General features: G+C 65.5%; 21 protein-coding genes. 11 read left to right on the top strand and 10 right to left on the bottom strand.

From position 1 onward, the window contains the following. The first annotated feature begins 7 nt into the window (after positions 1-7). From AC5STI_RS03865 to AC5STI_RS03850, 4 genes are all read left to right on the top strand, one after another. Positions 8-544 (top strand): ribosome modulation factor, encoded by a 537-nt coding sequence (locus tag AC5STI_RS03865; protein WP_475051857.1) that lies wholly within the window; start codon positions 8-10, stop codon positions 542-544. 225 nt (positions 545-769) lie between these two features. After that, positions 770-2,101 (top strand): DUF5930 domain-containing protein, encoded by a 1,332-nt coding sequence (locus AC5STI_RS03860; protein ID WP_475051855.1) that lies wholly within the window; start codon positions 770-772, stop codon positions 2,099-2,101. Then, the gene (locus AC5STI_RS03855) at positions 2,091-2,639 is read left to right on the top strand and encodes a bactofilin family protein (protein ID WP_490397526.1); all 549 of its coding nucleotides are present in this window, start codon (positions 2,091-2,093) and stop codon (positions 2,637-2,639) included. Before AC5STI_RS03860 ends, AC5STI_RS03855 begins: the two co-directional genes overlap by 11 nt. Positions 2,640-2,885: 246 nt before the next feature. Then, positions 2,886-4,256 carry a calcium-binding protein gene (locus AC5STI_RS03850; protein ID WP_495445646.1) on the top strand — a complete coding sequence of 457 codons (1,371 nt, stop codon included), beginning with the start codon at positions 2,886-2,888 and terminating at the stop codon, positions 4,254-4,256. Positions 4,257-4,307: 51 nt separating this feature from the next. Here the strand turns inward: AC5STI_RS03850 and AC5STI_RS03845 are convergent, their stop codons facing one another. From AC5STI_RS03845 to AC5STI_RS03835, 3 genes are all read right to left on the bottom strand, one after another. Then, positions 4,308-5,270, bottom strand: a complete 963-nt coding sequence (locus AC5STI_RS03845) for a DUF3179 domain-containing protein (protein WP_495445645.1) — start codon at positions 5,268-5,270, stop codon at positions 4,308-4,310. A gap of 164 nt (positions 5,271-5,434) precedes the next feature. Then, positions 5,435-5,983, bottom strand: coding sequence for a peptidylprolyl isomerase (locus AC5STI_RS03840; protein ID WP_490397529.1), 549 nt, complete (start codon positions 5,981-5,983; stop codon positions 5,435-5,437). Beyond that, positions 5,976-6,482, bottom strand: a complete 507-nt coding sequence (locus AC5STI_RS03835; protein WP_475043031.1) for a peptidylprolyl isomerase — start codon at positions 6,480-6,482, stop codon at positions 5,976-5,978. The genes AC5STI_RS03840 and AC5STI_RS03835 overlap by 8 nt, the downstream gene beginning before the upstream one ends. A 139-nt stretch (positions 6,483-6,621) precedes the next feature. Between AC5STI_RS03835 and AC5STI_RS03830 the strand changes: the two genes are divergently transcribed. The 6 genes from AC5STI_RS03830 to AC5STI_RS03805 all read left to right on the top strand — a co-directional run bounded on the left by AC5STI_RS03830 (position 6,622) and on the right by AC5STI_RS03805 (position 12,592). Further along, entirely contained in the window at positions 6,622-7,812 is a 1,191-nt protein-coding gene (locus AC5STI_RS03830; protein WP_495445644.1) for a phosphoglycerate kinase, read from the top strand. A 190-nt stretch (positions 7,813-8,002) separates the two neighbouring features. Continuing rightward, positions 8,003-8,302 (top strand): FtsB family cell division protein, encoded by a 300-nt coding sequence (locus AC5STI_RS03825; RefSeq protein ID WP_475051837.1) that lies wholly within the window; start codon positions 8,003-8,005, stop codon positions 8,300-8,302. 299 nt (positions 8,303-8,601) lie between these two features. Next, positions 8,602-9,615 carry a pyruvate dehydrogenase (acetyl-transferring) E1 component subunit alpha gene (gene pdhA, locus AC5STI_RS03820; protein WP_475051836.1) on the top strand — a complete coding sequence of 338 codons (1,014 nt, stop codon included), beginning with the start codon at positions 8,602-8,604 and terminating at the stop codon, positions 9,613-9,615. A 16-nt stretch (positions 9,616-9,631) separates the two neighbouring features. Beyond that, the gene (locus AC5STI_RS03815) at positions 9,632-11,005 is read left to right on the top strand and encodes a pyruvate dehydrogenase complex E1 component subunit beta (RefSeq protein WP_495445643.1); all 1,374 of its coding nucleotides are present in this window, start codon (positions 9,632-9,634) and stop codon (positions 11,003-11,005) included. A gap of 8 nt (positions 11,006-11,013) precedes the next feature. After that, positions 11,014-11,274 carry a hypothetical protein gene (locus AC5STI_RS03810; protein ID WP_475051831.1) on the top strand — a complete coding sequence of 87 codons (261 nt, stop codon included), beginning with the start codon at positions 11,014-11,016 and terminating at the stop codon, positions 11,272-11,274. Between the two features lies 1 nt (position 11,275). Beyond that, complete coding sequence (locus AC5STI_RS03805) at positions 11,276-12,592, top strand: pyruvate dehydrogenase complex dihydrolipoamide acetyltransferase (protein WP_495445642.1); 1,317 nt, start codon at positions 11,276-11,278, stop codon at positions 12,590-12,592. Between the two features lie 169 nt (positions 12,593-12,761). Here AC5STI_RS03805 and AC5STI_RS03800 read toward each other — a convergent pair whose 3' ends face one another. Together AC5STI_RS03800 and cysE are read right to left on the bottom strand one after the other, a co-directional pair. Further along, positions 12,762-13,826, bottom strand: coding sequence for a PLP-dependent cysteine synthase family protein (locus tag AC5STI_RS03800; RefSeq protein ID WP_495445641.1), 1,065 nt, complete (start codon positions 13,824-13,826; stop codon positions 12,762-12,764). Positions 13,827-14,123: 297 nt separating this feature from the next. Then, positions 14,124-14,945 (bottom strand): serine O-acetyltransferase, encoded by an 822-nt coding sequence (cysE, locus tag AC5STI_RS03795; RefSeq protein WP_475051826.1) that lies wholly within the window; start codon positions 14,943-14,945, stop codon positions 14,124-14,126. Between the two features lie 65 nt (positions 14,946-15,010). Between cysE and AC5STI_RS03790 the strand changes: the two genes are divergently transcribed. After that, on the top strand, positions 15,011-15,367 hold the full coding sequence (locus AC5STI_RS03790) for a TraR/DksA family transcriptional regulator (RefSeq protein ID WP_495445640.1): 357 nt from the start codon (positions 15,011-15,013) through the stop codon (positions 15,365-15,367). 334 nt (positions 15,368-15,701) lie between these two features. On the opposite strand, the gene AC5STI_RS03785 is transcribed toward AC5STI_RS03790, so the two are convergent. Genes AC5STI_RS03785 through AC5STI_RS03765 form a run of 5 tightly spaced genes read right to left on the bottom strand, consistent with a single transcriptional unit; the run spans position 15,702 to position 21,973 of the window. After that, positions 15,702-16,010: a DUF7742 family protein gene (locus AC5STI_RS03785; protein ID WP_495445639.1), complete on the bottom strand. Its 309-nt coding sequence runs from the start codon at positions 16,008-16,010 to the stop codon at positions 15,702-15,704. Further along, a complete protein-coding gene (locus AC5STI_RS03780; protein WP_495445638.1) occupies positions 16,007-19,921 on the bottom strand; it encodes a baseplate multidomain protein megatron in 3,915 nt (1,304 codons plus the stop codon). Before AC5STI_RS03780 ends, AC5STI_RS03785 begins: the two co-directional genes overlap by 4 nt. Further along, positions 19,921-20,460 carry a C40 family peptidase gene (locus AC5STI_RS03775; RefSeq protein WP_495445637.1) on the bottom strand — a complete coding sequence of 180 codons (540 nt, stop codon included), beginning with the start codon at positions 20,458-20,460 and terminating at the stop codon, positions 19,921-19,923. Before AC5STI_RS03775 ends, AC5STI_RS03780 begins: the two co-directional genes overlap by 1 nt. Continuing rightward, positions 20,457-21,344, bottom strand: a complete 888-nt coding sequence (locus tag AC5STI_RS03770; RefSeq protein ID WP_495445636.1) for a phage/gene transfer agent baseplate hub protein — start codon at positions 21,342-21,344, stop codon at positions 20,457-20,459. Before AC5STI_RS03770 ends, AC5STI_RS03775 begins: the two co-directional genes overlap by 4 nt. Next, positions 21,341-21,973, bottom strand: coding sequence for a phage distal tail protein, Rcc01695 family (locus AC5STI_RS03765; protein ID WP_490397540.1), 633 nt, complete (start codon positions 21,971-21,973; stop codon positions 21,341-21,343). The genes AC5STI_RS03770 and AC5STI_RS03765 overlap by 4 nt, the downstream gene beginning before the upstream one ends.

Here is a 21,973-nt window from a genome sequence, read left to right as displayed (position 1 = left end):
TGATCCCATGTTCGAAAACGATTTCCCATTGCTGAGCACAGCAAGCCTTGTGGCCCTGATCCTGCACACGGCACGATCCGGCCCGGTGACGCTGGACAGCTGCGAAAAGGCGCTGAACGGCCTGTTCCGCCAGGCCAATGAAACACCCGGCCTGCCTCCTGACGATTTGCGCGAACGGCTGGCCGGCCATCTGTCGGACCTGGAAATCGCCGGTATCCTGGTTCCGGGAGAGGCGCTGCCGGGTGAGGCGTCCAGCTGGCGCCTGACCAGCCGCGGCCATCAGGCCCTGGCCCGGCATCCAGAAGGGCTCGACCAGACCGACCTCGCCAAATACCCGGAGTTTGCCGCCCACTTGCGCGACACCGCCCACAAACCCTGCGGCATGGACCCGCGCGCGCACAGCTATGACGAGGGCTTCCGCGCCTGCATGGACGGTCAGCCCTTCACCGGCAACCCCTACGCCTTCGACACCGCCGACCACCAGGCCTGGGAAAGCGGCTGGACAGAAGCGCAGGAGGAACGGCGGAAAGGCCAGCCCGGCTGAACGGCCCGCCTCAGGCACGGCGCGCCCGCTGTCCGGGCCGGACCTTACACTCTGAAACTTCGGCAGGTTTCCGCCTATCCGCCCGCCCTGCCGGCACGATCCCCGTCCAGCGGGTCAACAGGCTTGCCCAATCCGCCCGCCCTGTCTATTCACTTCGCCCAAGGCACCGGATCCGCCCTGCGGCCGCGGTGCGGATCGGGACAGGGACGGAACAGGGAACGGACTTTGCGCACACGGCTCGCGATCAAAATACACGCCTTTCTGGAGCGCCGCTTTCCCGAGCGGCGGGTGTTCCTGAAATCCGACACTGACACGCGTTTCATCCGGCTGCGCTCGGAAACCCAGCTGGCCGCGGTGGCCGGCATCACCCTGTTCGTCGCCTGGGCCATTGTCGCCACTGCCATCGTGCTGATGGACAGCATCGGCGCCGGCAACTTCCGCGAGCTGGCCAAACGCGATCAGCAGACCTACCGGGAGCGGCTGAACGCGATCTCGGCGGAGCGCGATGCCCGCGCCGAAGAGGCCCTGGCAGCACAGGAGCGGTTCAACGCCGCGCTGGCCCAGATCTCAATGATGCAATCTGAGCTGCTGGCCTCGGAAACCCGCCGCCGCGAGCTGGAAACCGGGATCGAAGTGATCCAGACCACCTTGCGCGACACCATGAGCGACCGCGACGGCGCCCGCAAAGCCCTGGCGCAGCTCAAGGAAGAAACCCAGGACGAAAACGCCGCCCCGGCAGTCATGGCCAGCGCCGTGGAGCAGATGGACATGCTGGCGGGCGCCCTGACCGACACCGCCGCGGAACGCGACCGGATCATGGCCGACGCCCGGGACGCCATCGGCCAGCGCCAGGAGCTGGAGCTGGAACTGCAGCTGATGGAGGAGCGCAACGGCCAGATCTTCCGCCAGCTGGAAGAAGCGGTCGCGGTCTCCATCACCCCGCTGGACAAGATGTTCCGCAATGCCGGCATGCCGCCCGACCGGATCCTCGAGCAGGTGCGGCGCGGCTACAACGGCCAGGGCGGTCCGCTCAGCCCTTTGGCGATGTCGACCCGGGGTGAGGAACCCGCGCCGGAGGAACTGCGCGCCAACAAGATCCTTGCCCGGCTGGACCAGCTGAACCTGTACCGGCTGGCGGCCCAGAAGGCGCCCTTTGCAACCCCTGTCAACCTGGGCCAGGTGCGCCAAAGCTCCGGCTTCGGCTACCGGCGCGACCCCAAGACCGGCGGCCGCCGCCTGCACAAAGGCTTTGATTTTGCAGGCCGCACCGGCACCGATATCTTTGCCACCGCGGATGGCGTCGTGACCCACGCGGGCTGGCAATCCGGCTACGGCCGCCTGGTGACGATCCGCCATGCATTCGGCATCGAAACAAGATACGCCCATAATTCGAAACTCCGCGTTAAGGCCGGCCAAAGGGTCTCGCGCGGGGATCACATTGCTGATATGGGTAACACCGGACGGTCCACCGGGACCCACCTCCACTACGAGGTGCGGGTCAACGGGCAACCTGTAAACCCCATGATCTATATCAAGGCTGCGAGAAATGTTTTCTAAGAGCAAAATCAACGAGCCCGGGCCGAAGCAGGCCGACGCAACCCCGGCTGCCCCTGCCTCTGCCGCTCCGGCTGCACCGGCGGCCAGCGAGTACAAGGCCAGCGCGCCCAAGGCCAAGCCCGCCGCGTCGCTGCTGAGCTCGGATCTGCACATCACCGGCAACGTCAAAACCACCGGCGACATCCAGGTCGAAGGCACCGTCGAGGGCGACATCCGCGCGCACCTGCTGACCGTTGGCGAGACCGCCACCATCAAGGGCGAAGTCACCGCCGACGACGTGGTGATCAACGGCCGCATCGTCGGCCGCGTGCGCGGCCTCAAGGTGCGCCTGACCGCCACCGCCCGCGTCGAAGGCGACATCATCCACAAGACCATCGCCATCGAAAGCGGTGCCCATTTCGAAGGTTCCGTGCAGCGCCAGGACGACCCGCTGAACCCGGGCGGCCGCAAGGCGTCCCCGGCACCGGCTCCGGCCGCAGCGCCTGCCCCCTCGGCAGCGGTTCAGGCCGCAACCGCCGCGCACAAGGCCGATAACTGAACAGGCGAACGGCTGGCGTTCAGCACGGCCGGGTCTGACAGGGAAAAAGAAACGCTGCAGGGGAAACCTTGCGGCGTTTTTTTCTTGCGGGGAACACTCGTAAAAGCTGCAAAAAAGCTACAGTAACCTGGCGGCAAGGTCTTCCTTGCCTTGAACATTCCTCCTTGCTCGGGCAACAGACCTTAAAATTGCGTTGACCAACCTGGTTTCAACTAAAGTTTTGCCAGAACCAAGGAGCTGTTCCCAATGGCTACGTTTACCGTGAATGATTCCAGCAACAGCTGGGATGTCGGCGATCTTCAAACCTTCCGGGTCCTTAACCCGACCGCGGGAACCGTCAACAGCAACCTCCTGGAAATCAACGGCACCACATACGGCGGCGCCAGTTTCTTCGGCAGGTTCACGGGCAGTTTCAGTTCATTTGGCTCATCCGTTTATGGAACGATCACCAGCATCACATTCCAGATCGACGGATCAACCGTCTTCACGGCCAGCGGTCTGGACGTGTCCTTCACCAAATACTCCAATACCTATAACCCCTCCGCCTTCGAGGAGGATGCCACCAAAGGCAACGACCTCTTCACCATCGAGTCGACCCTCGGCAGCAGTTGGGAACTGGGTGATGGCAATGACACCATCAATGCGGGAAGCGGCTGGGACTACATCTATGGCGGCAGCGGAACCGACCGGCTGATCGTCGATGGCGCATTCTCCGGCGCCAGCTTCTCCTCCAGCTTCAGCCGCACAATCCTAGACGGACCGGACGGCCGCGACACCCTGAGCTCCATCGAGTTTGTTCAGTTCACGGACCGCACTGTCAGCCTGAAGGCCGGGACCTCATATTCCAACTCTCTCAGCGGCGACACCAGGACGGCGACATCCCACGATGTCCTGCTCGGCGGGGGCGGCAACGATAGCCTCAACGGCCTCTCCGGCCACGACCTGCTTCTGGGGGAAGACGGCAACGACAAGATCACCGGCCACAGCGGCAATGACACTCTGCGCGGCGGCTTTGGCAACGACACGCTGAACGGCGGCTTCGACGCCGACCGCCTGCTCGGCGGCAGCGGCAACGACAGCATGGCTGGCGGCGAGGCGCGGGACACCCTTCACGGAGAGACCGGCGACGACACGCTGAACGGCGACGCCGGCAACGACGTTCTCGGCGGCCAAAGCGGAGCCGACCTGCTGGATGGCGGCCGGGGCAGCGACCGGCTGCACGGCGGCGGCGGCAAAGATGTGATCAAGGGCGGCAGCGGCAAGGATCTGCTCGAAGGCGGCAAAGGCGGCGACCGCCTCTCCGGCGGCGGCGGCAATGACACCCTGTCCGGCGGCACCGGGCGCGACGTTCTGCTGGGCAAAAAGGGCGACGATCATCTTACCGGCGGCAGTCACGCCGACACCTTCGTATTCCACAAAGGACACGGTAACGACACGATCACCGATTTCACCGCAGGCGAGGACCTCATCGGGATCGGCCGCGGTGCATCCCGCCTGAGCCAGCTGGAGTTTGAGCAGCAAGGCGACGATGTGCTCGTCTCTTTTGCCGATGTCACCATCCTGGTGGAAGACATCAGCGTGGCGCAGCTGCAGGATGCTGACAACTTCCTGTTCTAACGTGACTTTTTCTTAAAATGCAAAGGCGCGCCCTGCCCGGCGCGCCTTTCGCTATTTCAGCATCCACGTGCCGTCCGGCCAGAAGGCATGGAAGGCAAAGGCAAACATCACGTCATGCGCCACGTCGCGCCCCTGACGGTCCCGCACCCGGACGGAGCCGATGTCACGCCCCTTGGCAATTGTGCCCGCATCCAGCGCCGAGGCCTGCCCGGCCCGCCAGCTCAGCACCACACCGGATTCGCGGATCTCGCCTTCGCGCGCCAGCCGCGTCAGCGGCCACGCGCGGCTGCCCACGCGCACCACCCGCTCCATCGGCGCCAGCCCGTGCGGCGGCGGCGTGCCGTCATACAGGAACGGCCAGTCCGACCTGTCGTAATTCACATAAGGGTTCTGACCATAGCGCCGGTTCCAGCCCGGCTGCGCCATCACCAGCCCATCCGGGTTGCGGGCGGTGAATTCCTGCCAGCTTTCCACCCAGCTTGGCAGGCCGGCCAGCCGCTGGCCGCTCATCCTGCCGACAATGGCGGTGCCGACCGCCTGCTGCCACCAGCTCTGGGTTTCGCGGTCATACATCACCAGGTCGGAATACCGCAGCTTGCCGGTGACCCCGAAACTCAGCACCCCGGCAGGCGTGCGCCGGTCAAAGGTCATCGCGGAGTTGCACAGCGGGCAATAGGTCACCGCCACTGGCAACCCCGCCACCACGTCGTTCACGATCTCATGCCAGGTCAGGTAGCGCAGCGGATAGGCCCGCGGCCGGGCGCCTGCCAGTTCCAGCGTGATCACCGGTTCGCGCGGCTTGATCCGGCGGTCCTTGGCGGCCTCTGCGAACTGCGGCGCATCCAGCGCCGGAATACCGTCCTTGGGCACCCCGCCAGAGCGGATCTGCTCCCAGTCCTTCACCAGCGATTGGCTGAAGTCGGTTTTCGGCCACTCCCGTTTCCACTCAGCAGGCCCGGCCAGGGCCATCCACGGAAACACCAACGCTGCACTCAGCAACAAGCGTTTCAGCATCGCACATCTCCCTTACCACCAGTCATAAGGGGGCTGATGCGACCGGGACAGGGGCAGACACGCGCTTGTGACGGCAGTTCAACAAACGGTGCCCCCGCGCCAAAGCAAAGGCCCGCTTCCCTTGCGGGAAACGGGCCTCGCCAAAGCTGTGCAGGCTCGCGGCCTTAGTCGGTCACGCTCACCTTGGACATGGTGTCGGGCTGGCCGATCACCGCGCCATTGGGGCCATCGCCGCGCTTGATCGCGTCGACCACATCCATGCCTTCGGTCACCTTGCCGACAACCGTGTACTGGCCGTCCAGGAACGGGCCCGGCGCGAACATGATGAAGAACTGCGAGTTGGCGCTGTCCGGGTTCTGGGAGCGGGCCATGCCCACCACGCCGCGGTCATAGGTGATGTCCGAGAACTCGGCCGCCAGGTCGGGGCGGGCGGAACCGCCCTGCCCGGCCCGGCGCATATCACCGCCAGCCTTGCCGAACTCGACATCGCCGGTCTGCGCCATGAAGCCCTCGATCACCCGGTGGAACACCACGCCGTCATAGGCGCCTTCGGCGGCCAGCGCGGTGATCTGCTCGACATGCTTGGGCGCCACATCCTCGAACAGGTCGATCTGAATGGTGCCGTTGGCTTCGCCTTCGACCTGGATTTCCAGACCGGTGGCAAAGGCAGGCCCTGCCGCCAGCAGGGCCACCAGCGAAAGCGCCTTACGCATCCGCAGCCACCTTGACGGAGATCATCCGGTCCGGGTTCGCAGGCGGCTCGCCGCGGGTGATGGCATCCACATGCTCCATGCCTTCGATGACACGGCCGTACACGGTGTACTGGCCGTTCAGGAAGTGGTTGTCCTTGAAGTTGATGAAGAACTGCGAGTTTGCCGAGTCCGGGTTAGCGGAACGCGCCGCACCCAGGGTGCCGCGGTCATGCGGCAGCTTGGAAAATTCAGCCGGCAGGTTCGGCAGGGAGGAGCCGCCAGTGCCCGCCATGCGGATGTTGAAGCCGTCTTCCATGTCGCCGTTGGCCACGTCGCCGGTCTGCGCCATGAAGCCGTCGATCACGCGGTGGAAGCACACGTTGTCATACTCACCCGCACGGGCCAGTTCCTTCATCCGCTCGGAATGCTTCGGCGCCACGTCGGGCAGCAGTTCGATAACAACATTGCCGTCTTTCAGCTCGATGATGACGGTGTTTTCGGGATCTTTAATCTCGGCCATCTGGCCCTCCTGTCGTCGAAATTTGCAACGATAGTTAAGGGTAGCGCTCGCAAATGCCAAGGGAGCATTGACTGATACGCAAAAACCCCCGAAACAGCCCGCGGATTTGACTGCACTTTCACCATAAGGGGTCTCGCAGATGGGCTGGAAAACTCTCGACGACATGGATCTGAACGGCAAGCGCGTGCTGGTGCGTGTGGATATCAACGTGCCGATCGTCGACGGCGTGGTGACCGACTCCACCCGCATCCGCCGCATCGCCCCCACCGTGCGCGACATTCTGGCGGCGGGCGGCAAGCCGATCCTGCTGGCCCATTTCGGCCGCCCCGGCGGCGAGCGCCGCGAGAACCTGTCGCTGAACCAGCTGGTGCCGACGCTGGAGCGCGCCTTTGAAACACGCGTGCTGTTTGCCGCCGACTGCGTTGGCGCAGGTGCGGAAGCCGCCGCAGACGCGCTGCAGCCGGGCGAAGTGCTCCTGCTGGAAAACACCCGCTTCCACGCGGCCGAAACCAAGAACGACCCGGACCTGGCCGCCGGCATGGCGCGCCTGGGCGAGGTCTATTGCAACGATGCCTTCTCCGCCGCCCACCGCGCGCACTCCTCGACCGAGGCGCTGGCCCGCCTGCTGCCTGCCTGCGCCGGCCGTCTGATGCAGGCCGAACTGGAAGCGCTGGAAAGCGCCCTGGGCCAGCCCCAGCGCCCTGTGACCGCCGTGGTCGGCGGCGCCAAGGTCTCCACCAAGCTGGAGCTGCTGGGCAACTTGATCGAGAAGGTCGATCACCTGGTGATCGGCGGCGGCATGGCCAACACCTTCCTGGTCGCCAAGGGCCTGCCAGTGGGCGTCTCGCTGGCCGAGCGCATCATGAAGGATACCGCAGCCGAGATCCTGGCCAAGGCCGAGGCCGCAGGCTGCGAGATCATCCTGCCCTCGGACATCGTGGTCGCCAAAAAGTTCGAGGCCCACGCCGAGCACCAGATCCTGGCCGCCGACCAGTGCCCCGAGGACGGGATGATCCTGGACGCAGGCCCGGACAGCGTCGCCCGCATCATCGAGGTCTTTGCAAACAGCAAGACTCTGATCTGGAACGGCCCCCTCGGCGCCTTTGAGCTGGAGCCGTTTGACGCCGCCACCAATGCCGCAGCTCTCAAAGCCGCAGCGATGACCCGTTCCGGCCAGCTGATCTCTGTGGCCGGCGGCGGCGACACTGTCGCGGCCCTGAACGCTTCCGGCGCGGCCGGCGATTTCAGCTACATCTCCACCGCCGGCGGCGCTTTCCTGGAGTGGATGGAAGGCAAAACCCTGCCCGGCGTTGCGGCGCTGGAGCAGTAAGGACGAAACACAACCACCCGTGTTTTTTATGCCCCGGCCACCCCGCCGGGGCATTTATTTTTTTAGGATAAAAATTCCCGCGGCGGGCCGATTTGGGATTCACAAGCAGATTCGCTTGTGGCATTCTGACACCAGACGCCGGCAAACGGCGCTAATACAACTAGAGCAGTAACATACAGGCACTCCCAACGTGACCCGAAGCACCCGGCCGTCTTTTGGCGCCATCGCCTTCTTTGCCATCGCCTTCGCGCTCAGCGCGTACTTCACCTTCGCGGCGGTGCAAGGCGACTTCGGGCTGTTCCGGAGGGTCGAGATCCAGGCTGAGGCAGAAGACCTGCGGCTGGATCTCGGCCGCCTCCAGTCCCAGATCGGCGACATGGAAAACCTGACCCGCCGCCTCTCCGACGACTACCTCGACCTCGACCTGCTGGATGAACAGGCCCGCTCGGTCCTGGGCCTTGTCCGTGCCGACGAGATCGTGATCCGCTAACCGCGGTTCTCCTCCCGCCTCCGCATTTGGCCGCGCGCTGAAACCCGCTGCGGTTTTCCTCCAAGGGAACAGCCTGCCGCCAGCCAAGCCGGAAACAGGCTTTCCCTTCTTCACGCAAACAGACATGATGCAGCCGCCCGCCGTGTGCACCTCCGGGCAGCGTGGCATTTTTGCGCGCCCTCGGCGGTTTTTTACGCGGCGGAAACCCCGCGGCAGAATAACACTATTCAGCCGCGTCAAAACCGGTTATGAATTTGTTTAATGCTAAACTATCTAGCCTGCAGGGGGAGCCGACCACCATGGCCGCTAGAAAAACCACAAAGAAACCAAACGTTTCTGCCGAAGAACTTACCCACTACTACCGCGAGATGCTGCTGATCCGCCGATTCGAAGAGAAATCGGGCCAGCTCTACGGCATGGGGCTGATCGGGGGCTTCTGCCACCTGTACATCGGCCAGGAAGCCGTTGTCGTGGGCCTGGAGGCCGCCGCCGAGGAAGGCGACAAGCGCATCACCTCCTACCGCGACCACGGCCATATGCTGGCCTGCGGCATGGACCCCGATGGCGTCATGGCCGAGCTCACGGGCCGCGAAGGCGGCTACTCCAAGGGCAAGGGCGGCTCGATGCACATGTTCTCCAAGGAGAAGCATTTCTACGGCGGCCACGGTATCGTCGGCGCCCAGGTGCCGCTCGGCGCGGGCCTCGCATTCGCCGATAAGTACAAGGGCAACGGCCGCGTCACCTTCACCTATTTCGGTGACGGCGCCGCCAACCAGGGCCAGGTCTATGAGACCTTCAACATGGCCGCCCTGTGGAAGCTGCCGGTCGTCTTCGTGATCGAGAACAACCAGTACGCCATGGGCACCTCGCAGCAGCGCTCCACTTCCAGCGCAGAGATCTGGGAACGCGGCAAGGCGTTCGGCATTCCGGGCGAAGCGGTGGACGGCATGAACGTCCTCTCCGTCAAGGAAGCGGGCGAGCGCGCCGTGGCCCACTGCCGCAGCGGCGACGGCCCCTACATCCTCGAGGTCAAGACCTACCGCTACCGCGGCCACTCGATGTCGGACCCGGCCAAGTACCGCACCCGCGAAGAGGTCCAGAAGATGCGCGAGGAGCGCGACCCGATCGAGCAGGTCCGCGACATGCTGCTGACCGGCAAGCACGCCACCGAAGAGGATCTCAAGGCGATCGACAAGGAAATCAAGGAAATCGTTTCCAAGTCCGCCGACTTCGCCAAGGAAAGCCCCGAGCCCGCCCTGGAAGAGCTCTGGACCGACATCTATGCGGATGAAGTGCCGCAGGAAAACGCCTGAGAGGGAAGACATAGACATGGCAACTGAAATTCTGATGCCCGCCCTGTCGCCGACCATGGAGGAAGGCACCCTGGCCAAATGGCTGGTCAAGGAAGGCGATACCGTGAACTCCGGCGATATTCTGGCCGAAATCGAAACCGACAAGGCAACGATGGAATTCGAAGCCGTCGACGAAGGCACCGTCGGCAAGATCCTGATCGGTGAAGGCACCGAAGGCGTCAAGGTGAACACCCCCATCGCGGTGCTGGTCGAAGACGGCGAAAGCGCCGATGACTACGAGGCCTCCAGCGCCAAGGAAGAGGCCCCGGCCGAGGAAGCGCCCAGCGACGAACCCGCCGCCGCCGCGCCGCAGAAAGAACCCGCCATGCCGGCCAGGGTTCTGGAGCCCGACTACCCGGAAGGCACCGAAATGGTGCAGACCACCGTGCGCGAAGCCCTGCGCGACGCCATGGCCGAGGAAATGCGCCGCGACGAGGACGTGTTCCTGATGGGCGAGGAAGTCGCCGAGTACCAGGGCGCCTACAAGGTCTCCCAGGGCCTGCTGGATGAATTCGGCTCCAAGCGGGTGATCGACACCCCGATCACCGAACACGGCTTTGCCGGCATCGCCACCGGCGCGGCCTTTGGCGGCCTGCGCCCGATTGTCGAGTTCATGACCTTCAACTTCGCCATGCAGGCGATTGACCAGATCATCAACTCGGCGGCCAAGACGCTCTACATGTCCGGCGGCCAGATGGGCGCGCCGATGGTGTTCCGCGGCCCCAACGGCGCCGCCGCCCGCGTTGGCGCCCAGCACAGCCAGGACTATGCCGCCTGGTACATGCAGATCCCCGGCCTCAAGGTGGTGATGCCCTACTCCGCCGCCGACGCCAAAGGCCTGATGAAAACCGCCATCCGCGACCCCAACCCGGTGATCTTCCTGGAAAATGAAATCCTCTACGGCCGCGCCTTCGACGTGCCCAAAATGGACGATTTCACCATCCCCTTCGGCAAGGCCCGGATCTGGCGCGAGGGTTCCGACGCCACCATCGTCTCCTTCGGCATCGGTATGCAATACGCACTGGAAGCCGCTGATAAGCTGGCCCAGGAAGGCATCTCGGCTGAGGTCATCGACCTGCGCACCCTGCGCCCGATGGACTTGCCCACGGTGATCGAGTCGGTCAAGAAGACCAACCGTCTGGTCACCGTCGAGGAAGGCTGGCCGCAGGGTTCCGTCGGCAGCTACATCGCGTCGGAAGTGCAGCGCGAAGCGTTCGACTATCTGGACGCGCCGGTCATCACCTGCACCGGCAAGGACGTGCCCATGCCCTATGCCGCCAACCTGGAACGCCACGCGCTGATCACCACGGATGAGGTGGTCGAGGCGGTGAAGCAAGTGTCCTACCGCTAGAGGCACCGATGGAAATCAGGGGCCGCGATCCCGAAACCGAATGCTACCGCGTCACGCTGACCGTCGACGGGCGCACAGTCACCGCACTGGTTCCCGAACGGCTGGCAGCAGACACACGGCTGATCGGCTCGCGGCCCTCCCATCAAGAGGCCTACGTCTGGATGGCTGAATACAAAGACAAGATCGAAGCCGCGATCACCCAGCTGGCCCGCGGCACCAGGCGCCCCAAGGCGCCCTATGACCAAATTGTTCTGATTGAGGAGCGCTGACATGCCCACCGAAATCCTGATGCCCGCGCTTTCTCCCACCATGGAGGAAGGCACCCTTGCCAAATGGCTGGTCAAGGAGGGCGACACCGTCTCCTCCGGCGACCTGATCGCCGAGATCGAGACCGACAAGGCCACCATGGAATTTGAAGCCGTGGACGAAGGCACCGTCGGCAAGATCCTGATCGCCGAAGGCTCCGAGGGCGTGAAGGTCAACACCCCCATCGCGGTGCTGCTGGAAGACGGCGAAAGCGCCGACGACATCGACACCTCCAGCGCGGACGCAGCTCCGGCCAAGGAAGCCAAGGAAGAGGCGCCTGCCAAAGCCAAGGCCGAAGCCCCGAAAGAAGAGGCCAAAGCCGCCCCCGCTGCCCCTCAGGGCGCCGACGGCAACCGCATCTTCGCCTCCCCCCTGGCGCGCCGCATCGCTGCGGACAAGGGCCTGGACCTGGCGCAGATCGAGGGCTCCGGCCCCAAAGGCCGCATCGTCAAGGCCGACGTGATCGACGCCAAGCCGCAAGCCGCCAAGGACGAGGCTCCGAAAGCCGCCGCCGCCAGCGCACCGGCTGCTGCCGCTGCGCCCGCGGCAGGCCCCTCTGCCGACCAGGTGGCCCGCATGTACGAGGGCCGCGAGTTTGAAGAGGTCAAGCTGGACGGCATGCGCAAGACCATCGCCGCCCGCCTCACCGAGGCCAAGCAGCAGGTGCCGCATTTCTACCTGCGCCGCGACATCCAGCTGGACGCGCTGCTGAAATTCCGCGGCGAGCTGAACAAGCAGCTCGACGCCCGCGGTGTCAAGCTCTCGGTCAACGACTTCATCATCAAGGCCTGCGCCCTGGCGCTGCAGTCGGTGCCGGACGCCAATGCGGTCTGGGCAGGCGACCGGGTCTTGAAGATGAAAGCTTCCGACGTTGCGGTGGCGGTTGCCATCGAGGGCGGCCTGTTCACGCCCGTCCTGCAGGACAGCCACACCAAGTCGCTCTCCGCGCTGTCGGCAGAGATGAAGGACCTCGCCGCCCGTGCCCGCGACCGCAAGCTGGCGCCGCATGAATACCAGGGCGGCAGCTTCGCGATCTCCAACCTTGGCATGTTCGGCATCGACAACTTCGACGCGGTGATCAACCCGCCGCATGGCGCGATCCTGGCCGTCGGCGCCGGCGTGAAAAAGCCGGTGGTTGGCAAGGACGGCGAGCTGGCGGTGGCCACCGTGATGTCCGTCACCCTCTCGGTCGATCACCGGGTGATCGACGGCGCACTGGGGGCAGAGCTCCTGAACGCCATCAAGGAGAACCTGGAAAACCCGATGGTGATGCTGGCCTAAAAGGCCGCCACCACGAAACATCAAAAGCCCCGGCGAAAACCGGGGCTTTTTCTTTGCCTGCCCGCGGACGGCGACAGAAAAAGGGAGCGCAGCCGCCCCCTTCATCTTTCCAAAAATACTCACCTGCACCACCGCCGCCGCCTGCGAAACGCCAACGGCGGCGCGCCGGTCAGTACCGGTACCCCGGGGTCGAGGAAGAAAGCGCCGCCTCATCCTCATCCATCTCCGCCGCAATACCGTCAAACAGCGGCGTCGACAGATAGCGCTCGCCGGTATCCGGCAGCATCGCCAGCAGCACCGAGCCCTCCGGCGCGGTTTCCGCCACCTTGATGGCCGCCGCCAGGCTGCCACCGCCAGAAACGCCGGTCAGGATGCCTTCTTCCGCCGCCAGCCGCTTGGACCAGGCAATGCTCTCGTCTCCGCTCACCGGCTCCAGCGCATCGAAATACCCCTCGTCCAGCGCCTCCTGCAGCACCAGCGGGATGAAGTCCGGCGTCCAGCCCTGAATCGGGTGCGGGTTGAAGGCCGGATGCGTCGCCGCCGGCTCGCCCTCATCATTGCGCTCCTGCGCTTCACCGGATTGCACCAGCGCCGCATTGGACGGCTCGCTGAGGGTGATCTTCAGATCCGGCCGCGCGCCCTTCAGCACCCGGCCCAGACCGCTCACCGTGCCGCCGGTGCCATAGCCCAGCACCACATGATCCAGACGCTCGCCATTGAAATCACCCAGGATTTCCTGTGCGGTCGTGCTCTCGTGGATATCGGCGTTGTCCTTGGTCTCAAACTGATGCGCCAGGAACCAGCCGTTTGCTTCTGCCAGTTCCTTGGCCTTCACCACCATACCGACCGCCTTGTCCTCCTTGCGGGTCAGCACCACCTTGGCGCCCAGCATCCGCATCAGTTTGCGCCGCTCCACCGAGAACCCGTCATGCATGGTGATCACCAGCGGATAGCCCTTGGCGGCGCAAACCATCGCCAGGCCGATCCCTGTATTGCCGCTGGTCGCCTCCACCACGGTCTGACCGGGTTTCAAGCGCCCTTCGCGTTCGGCGGCCTCGATGATGTTCAGCGCCAGCCGGTCCTTGACCGAGCCTGCCGGATTGAAGGCCTCGAACTTCACATACATGGTGACATGATCCGGCGCGATGCGGTTCAGCCGGATCGCAGGCGTGTTGCCCACGGTCTCCAGGATCGAGCCATAAAGCCGCCCGCGGCCTTCGGTTGTGTAAATCATCTTCTGTCCCCGTCTCCCAAGTGCAGTTAACTATTGCGTTCCGGGGGAAATATGCGCCCGCTGCTGCGCCGCCGCAAGCCGCGAGGCCCGCAGCCGCCCGGATTAAGACCAACCTTCGCCAAAAAAGCGCCAAAGCGGAACCAAAGGCTCAGGTTCCCTCTCCAGATGGATCACAAACCGCTCTCAACGCTTTCATAAGAAACGGCTTTCCCGGAAATTCCGGACACAAGAAAGGGGCGGTAACCGCCCCTTCATCTTTCTCCAAATACTCAAGGTCCGGCCCCTGCGCCGCCCGGCTCACTCCGCGGCGGAAGAGCCCGCCGGCACCACCTGGTCCATGTTGACCGACGGCTGGTCGCAGCCCGCCTCGCCGACGATTTTCGCAGGCACGCCCGCCACCGTGGTGCAGGGCGGAACCTCCGACAGCACCACCGACCCGGCAGCAATCCGGCTGCAGTGGCCGACCTTGATGTTGCCCAGAACCTTGGCGCCCGCCCCGATCAGCACGCCATCGCCGATCTTGGGATGCCTGTCCTGCTCCTCCTTGCCGGTGCCGCCCAGCGTCACCGAATGCAGCATCGAGACATTGTCGCCCACCACCGCGGTTTCACCGATCACGATGGAATGCGCATGGTCGATCATGATCCCCTTGCCGATGCGGGCGCCGGGGTGGATGTCGATCCCGAAGATTTCAGACGTGCGCATCTGGAAGAAATAGGCCAGATCCTTCTGCCCCTGCTTCCACAGATAGTGGCTGACCCGGTAGGCCTGCACCGCCTGGAACCCCTTGAAATAGAGGATCGGCTGCAGCAGCCGGTGGCTGGCCGGGTCGCGCTCGTTGATCGCCATCAGATCGGCCCGCGCCGCCTCAATCAGTTCGGGGCAGCTGTCATAGGCCTCGTCGACGATCTCGCGCAGGACCATCATCGACATCTCGTTGGAGCAGAGCTTGGCAGCGATCCGGTAGGACAGCGCCTTCTCCAGCGTCTTGTGATGCAGGATGCAGGCGTGAATCAGGCCGCCCATCAGCGGCTGGGTGGCAACAGCCTCCTCCGCTTCGCGGGTGATCCGGTCCCATACGGGGTCCACCGGGGTGAGGGCTTGCTGGGTTTTGGCCATGGATCTCTCCCTTTCTCCGCTCAGACTACCCATCTAAGGGGGTTTTCCGCAAACGCAAACCCTTGATGGCGTATATTCCGGGAATGAATGAATCGGATCAACAGAAGTTGAAGCACCGGATTTCCGCCCGGCTGGAGGAGCTGGCGGCAGAGGATGCCCTTGGCGAAGCCTCCCAGGGAGTGGTGGAACTGGACCAGCAGATGGTCGGCCGCCTGTCGCGCATGGACGCTTTGCAGATGCAGGCCATGGCCAAGGCGCAAGCTGCCCGCCGCCAGCTGGAAACCCAGCGCCTGCAAACGGCGCTTGCCCGGATGGAAGAGGGCGAATACGGGTATTGCGAGGACTGCGGCGAGGACATCGCCCTGAGGCGCCTTGAACTGAACCCGGCAGCGCTCAAGTGCATCTCTTGCGCGTCGGGGTAGCCCGGCAAAGAGGCATTTCGCTCCGGGCTGCGCCGCGCGCCTGCGGCGCGCGGCGCGGGGAAACGGTCCCAAATCTCTGGGATCAATCAGCGGCCCTGGAACCTGGAGCGTCCAAGAAGATTTGCTTCGCTGAGAAGCGCTTGAGGGCGCATTCTGCTTCCTCAAGACGCCCGCCCAAGCATGTGAGCCAGCCTGACAGCCTCAAGGACAAGCCGCGCCGGGGCGCGGGGACCTGCGGTCCTCCTTGACCCCGCCAGGCTGCCAGGGCGCGCAACCGCGCCGCCGCCAGGCGGCGCCCGGCCCAACGGCTGGCCGGGCAGGCTTCCTGCCTGGATCAGCGGGCGGGAGCCTTCCCGGCGGCGTCAAGCACGGCTTCCAGCTCTTCCAGCACCAGCCGGGTGCAGCGCAGGTATTCCGGATCATCCAGAAACACCTCATCCGCCAGCGCATACCGCCGGGCAGCAGCATTCAAAGAACCATCGCCCCAGCGCGGATGCAGCCGGCCAAACAAACCCGCATAGGCCGCAGCCTCCGCCGCGCCGCCAAAGATCCTGCGGCACAGGCGCAGCCGTTCGCGGTCCGGCACCGCCAGCAGCGACCGCGCCACGGCGGACACATCGCCAGCCAGCACCGGCCGCCTCATCCCAGCACAATCCGCGCCGCAGGCCCCGCGCCGAACCGGGCCGACCTTTGCGCCACTTCCAGCACGTCTCCGGCCTCGACGCCATCCGCAGCCTGGGCCGCCGCCGGATAACTCCACGCAGGCGTGCCGGACGTCTCCTCCCGCAGCACCGTGCCGCCGCGCATCACCCTGATGCGGTAGGCCTCAACCTCCTCGCCCAGCGGCACCTCGTCCAGGTCCCAGCTGTCGCCCTCGATCCGGGTCCGGCGGATCCAGGCCGCCGCCAGGTCATCGCCCAGCGCGCCGCTCAGCCGCAGATGCACCGGCGCATAGGGCCTCAGGCCATTGCCGTTGAAGCTCTCCTGCAGATGCACATAGGAGGGGTCATCCAGCGCGCGGCGGGCAGGCCCGATCCGGTAGTGCCGCACCCTCCGGCGCTGTTCCGGCGCCAGCTCCATCTGTACCGGGGTGCCGTCCAGCAGCACCACGTAAGAGCCGGCAGGCCAGACCTCCGGCATTAGCGCATCCGTCCCCTGCTGGCCGCGCAAACGGCCGCGCAGCAGGTAGGTCTGCGGCGCGATCAGCTCCGCCTCGCGGAACTGAAACAGCTCCCAATTGCCGGATGTGCCGTCGCCGATAGCCGCCGCATTGGCGCCGTTCAGCACCGCCTCAACGGTGCGGCTTTCCAGTGTGCCGGAGATCAGCTTCACCTGCAGATCCGCGCCCAGATCCCAGCGTCCCGCGCCTGCAGCAAACAGCGGCGTTTCGGTGACGCCCACCACCTGCCGCGCGGCGATCACCTGCTCCAGCGCGTAATTCTCATCCGCCTCTGAGCCATAAACCGCCACGCTGCCGGGCCAGGCCTGCGCCGTCAGCGCCAGATACGGCGCATGCGGCACCTCATCACCGCGCATCAACGGCAGGTCCATGAACAACGGCAGCACCGGTCCGGGGGCAGCAAAGGCGTTGCCCCCCGGCAGCTCCTCCGCCACCGCGGCCAGGTCATAGGTTCCGGGCTCGATCCGAACCGCCTCCACCATCTGCGCTTCGGCCTGTTCCACGCGGTCGATGCGATAGAGCTGATCGCCGCCCGCCAGCGGCAGCGACACCACATCCCCTGCCCCCAGATGCAGCATCGAGGGCGGCAGCTGGAACCGCAGCATATCGCGTGAGATCCGCGCCTCCGCCAGCCAGCGGCCGGCCACCTGGCGCGCCTCGGCAGCGGTGAGCGCCAGCGGGAGCTCATTCTGGCTGACGGAATGGGTGGTCTCATCGGGCAAGACCGCCTCCACCGACCCGGCGGCATGGTCGCCGCCCCATTCGGTGAACCGCAGCCGCACCCGGCCCGCCAGCTCCGCCTCGCTGGAGCGGGTGAGCTCAATGGTGCCCTCCAGCTCCTCGCTTTCGGCCAGATGCTCCAGCGCCAGCGCCTCGGCCCCGGTGCCCTTGCGCATCCGGAATTGCAGCAGCCCGTCGCGTTCCACCGCATCAAACCCATGCCGCAGCATCAAGGGCTGCAGCACCGCACGCGCGTCGCTCACATCCGGGTTCACATAGCCATGCACCACGCCATAAAGCCGCGAGACATCGAAATCCTCCAGCCCCGCGCGCTGGCACACCTCCGCCACCACCGAGGCCAGCGTCCGCTGCCCGGCCCGCCCGTTCAGCCAATGGCCGCGCAAGTAGTTTTCACCGTCGTTCCAGATCTCCAGGCGGCTGGGGAAGGCCGGAAACGGCCGCGCGTCCCAGGCCCAGACATAGGCGTTGGCCATGTCCAGCATCGGCCCGCCGTATTCCTCGGAAACCGGGTTGTTGGCTGCCTCGCCCCAATAGCCAAGGATCGCACGCAAGTAGTGGATCTGGATCAGATCGTCGCGCAGGCCATTGGAATATTTCGGCAGTTTCGATTCCGAGCTTTTCGGGTCCAGGAATTTGTTCGGCTGGTTGGTGCCCTTGTCGATGGCAGCGCAGCCCAGTTCGGTGAACCAGATCGGTTTGCTCTGCGGCACCCAGCCGGTCGGCGCGGCCTGGCGCACCCCGCCGATCCGCTCATGATGCTCATTGAGCCACCAAGAGCGGATGTCCTTGTAACGCCAGATCCAAGGTTCATCATGCGCGCCGTCGGTGATCGGGGTACGGATCTGCGCCGCCTCGGCCTCGGGCGAGTGGTAATACCAGTCAAACCCCTCGCCGCCCTCCACGTTGCTGCGCAGGTAGTCCAGATCATAGATCGCGGGCACGCCGGATTGCGCGTCCAGGTGATCCTCCCCCTCCCGCCAGTCGCTGAGCGGCATGTAGTTGTCGATGCCGATAAAGTCGATATTCGCATCCGCCCACAGCGGGTCGAGGTGAAAATACCGGTCGCCCTCCGGCGATTGATAACCCCAGTATTCGGACCAGTCAGCGGCATAGCCGATCCTGATCTCTGCCCCCAGCAGCAGGCGCACCTCAGCCGCCAAGGAGCGCAGGGCTGCCACCGCGGGAAACCCAGCCGCGCCGCGGATCTGCGTCAGCGCCCGCATTTCCGAGCTGATGCAGAACGCCTCGACTCCGCCCGCCGCCGCACAGAGCGCCGCGTTGTGCAGGATAAACCGGCTGAGGCTCCATTCATCCGGCCCGCTGTAGGTGACAGTACCGTCGCCAACGGTGAAATCCGCCGCCGTGACGGTGCCAAAGAACGACGCCACCTCCGCGTCTGCGGCAGCCGTGCCATCGGGCGAGCCGGGCTGCCCCGGCGCGGCCGAGAGCGTGATCCGCCCCCGCCACGGCAGATGCGGTTGGCTGGCGCCGCCGGTCCAGGGATCGGGCAGTTCGTTGCCCTCGGCCTGGTCCATCAGGATGAAGGGGTAAAACATCACCCTCAAACCCCGGCTCTGCATCTCCCGGATCGACTGGATCACCGAGGCATCGGCCGGGGTGCCGCCGTAAAGCGGCGTTGCCTCCTGGGTCAGTACCTGCTCCGCTGATGCCCGGGTCAGCCCGCTGACGCTCCAGGGCATACTGCCCTCGGCGTCTTTGTGTTCCACCTTGGGTTTCAGACTGCACTCTCCGCAGCGCAGATCACCCCCGAACCAGGACACGATCAGCGAGGCCGCGCCGCAGGCCGGCAGCTCCGCCTCCAGCGCGTTCAGCGAGGTCTTGAGATCGCTCATCCCCGAGGGCGTATGCTCATTGGCCGGTTTGGCATCGCCCGGCCCGCCGGAATACTGCACCGTCTCGGCAGCCAGCGCATACTCGCCAGTGCCGGGCATCAGCGCGACGCCCTGCACCAGCTGGCCCAGATCCTGCGCATATGTGCTGCTGTCCGGCTGTTCCGGCCGCAGCACATCAAAGGAGAACTGCGGCACCCGGTTGCCGAACCGGGACAGCTCCAGGTTCTCGATCACCACGTAAGCCGTGCCGCGGTAGGCAGGCACCTGGCCTGCGCCCTCGATCGCCTCCATCACCGGGTCAGGCAGCTGGTCCTGTGTGCCGCGGTAAACGGTCATGTTCAGATCCTTGGGCGCCACTTCTTCGCCATCGGCCCAGACGCGGGAGACATGGGCAATCTCCCCCTCGCACAGAGCAATCGCCAGCGACACGGAATAGCTGTAGCTGGTGACCTGCGGCTGGCTGGGACGGCCCTTGCCGCCACCGCCGGAGGTGGCGGAGGTTTCCAGGAACCGCGACGACCAGATCACCTGCCCGCCCAGCCGCATCCGGCCATAGACCTGCCCCACGGGGCTGCCCTCGCTGGACTGGGTCAGGCGGAAGCGGTCCACCTTGCCGGTCTCCACCGGGGCGGAGCCTGAGCCCAGCAGGCGGTCGTCGATCATGCCGCCCAGCGTGGCGCCCACCGCCCGGCCGATAACCGCGGATGAGAGGCCCGCGACGGTGCCGCCGATTGCGCCGCCAACCGCCGCGCCCGCGGCCGAGAGAAGAATAGTTGCCATCAGATCAGCTCCTTCGGGAAGTGAAACCGCGCCACGATACGGCGCTGCCAGGGCGGGCTCAGCTGGCTTTCCACCACCCCGTGGCCCGCATAGGCGTGGATGAAAGACGGAACATTTTCTGCCTGTTTCGCCAGGCCGAAGGCCGGGCAGCGTCCGTCCGCCCCCCCGGGCGGGCGCTTCTCGCCCACCCGCGGCCGGACGCTGCCCTCACCGATTTGAATGCTAGTTCCGGACTGCACCCCCAGATGCTTGGCCACCGATCCCTCGCGCATCCGGAACAGGATCACGTCACCGGGAGCGGCATCACGCAAAGGCTTTGCCGCCAGATGCCGCGCCGCCGCTTGCCACAGCGCCTCAGCCCCCTGCGGCTCCGACCAGTCCATCGTATAGGCGGGCGGCAGCTCCGGCTCAGCCCCATACAGCTCCCGCCACAGGCCCCGGATCAGGCCAAGGCAATCGCAGCCCGCGCCCTTGCGCGAGGCCTGATGCACATAGGGCGTGCCGATCCAGCCGCGCGCGGCCTGCACCACCCGGCTCATCGCCGGCTGCCCCCGGTGTTCACGCCAGACTGGCGCGGCACCGCCATCACCCAGTCTTCGCCCGGAATGTCCGGGAAGCCCTGGAAGTTCAGCAGGTTGTTGAATTTCAGCCGGCAAGTCTCCATGCGCTTGTCGCAACCCGCCTCCAGCCGCAGCATGTCACCCGGCTGTACATCGGCCCGGACCGGCTCCCACAGCGTAATCCTGCGGCCGTCAGCCTTGCTCTGGTCCGCCTTGACCGCCGCCCACAGGCCCTCAGCCGCGCCGCTCAGGACCGTCAGCCGCCCGCCGGTGAACCAGTCGGGCTCAAACCCCGGCAAGGCATCCCAGCGGAACACTTCATTGCGCTCCACCTCTGCGGCGGCCAGCTCCACGGCATAGCCTGGTGTTGACAGGTCAAACCCGCAAGCGGCATCGCCCAGAACTGCGGTGCAAGGCTTCTGGTAGATCCGCCCCAGCGGCCTGTTCAGCGCCTCGGTCAGCCCGCGCAGCTCAGCCTCAAAGGCCCCGGCGGCGCGGCGGATCTCGCCGATGGAGCCGCGGAACTGCAGCCAGCGCATCGAAACATCCTGCCAGTTGACCAGCCAGCAGCGCACCTCGGCGCCGTCGAACCGGCCTGCCTCGATGTCCTCCTCCCGCACGGCAGCGTCGCTCAGCACCCCGAGCGCCTCGGTATTGTCGACCGAGAGGCCCGTGGCCTGCTGCACCGCCCGCGCGGTCAGGCCGCTGCCGGGCTGAAACGCCAGCCCGTCGAAGCGCAGCACACAGTCATGGTCGGTGAAACCCAGCACCGCGCCGTCGCGCCGCGTCAGCGCCCAGCAGCGGCACAGGGTGGTGATGCCGCTTTGCACATGGGCGCGGAATGCTTCGGACAGCCCGCTCATACCCGCACCTCCACCACCGGCACAGCCGGCGCCTCGCCCGCCTGAAAAGACGCGACGCTGGTCTGGATGCTGCCGGTGTCAAAGCGCACCGGCACGTCGAACTCGAACCCCGCATTGATGCTGAGGCCCGCTTCGGGCGGGTGCGCCAGGGTGATCAGGCCGGTGGCGGTGTCCAGCTCATAATCGACGCTTTCGCGCAGCTCATCCTGTTCGATACCAACGCGCACCGTGCCCGCCACCGGTTTGGCAATCGGGCGCTGATAGGTGAATTCTCCTGAACGGTAGGTCTTGGCCAGCTGGAATGTCACCGTGCTGCCATCGCCGGTGGCGATCACCTGATCGCGGAAATCGGGGTCAGCGCTGGGCCGGGCGGATTTGTAATCGCTCCAGTCCTTCCAGCGGAAGCCGTAAAGCTGACCCTGGCGGGCCTCGAAGAAGGCAATCAGCGTCTCGATATCCTCCAGCGCGCGCAGGCCGAGCCCGGCGTCATAGCGGCGGCGGGAGTGCGCCCAGGGCGTGTTGCGCTCCTCGAACCCGTTGGCGAGCGTCACCACATCGGTGCGCCGTTCCGGGCCGCCGACGGAGCCGAAGCTGAGCGAGGCGGGAAAGCGGACTTCGTGGAAATTCAT

The sequence above is a fragment of the Leisingera sp. CC-HEC096 genome (genome assembly GCF_059429235.1).
The sequence above is the reverse complement of the archived record's forward strand: the minus strand, read 5'-3'. Positions and strand labels throughout refer to the sequence as shown.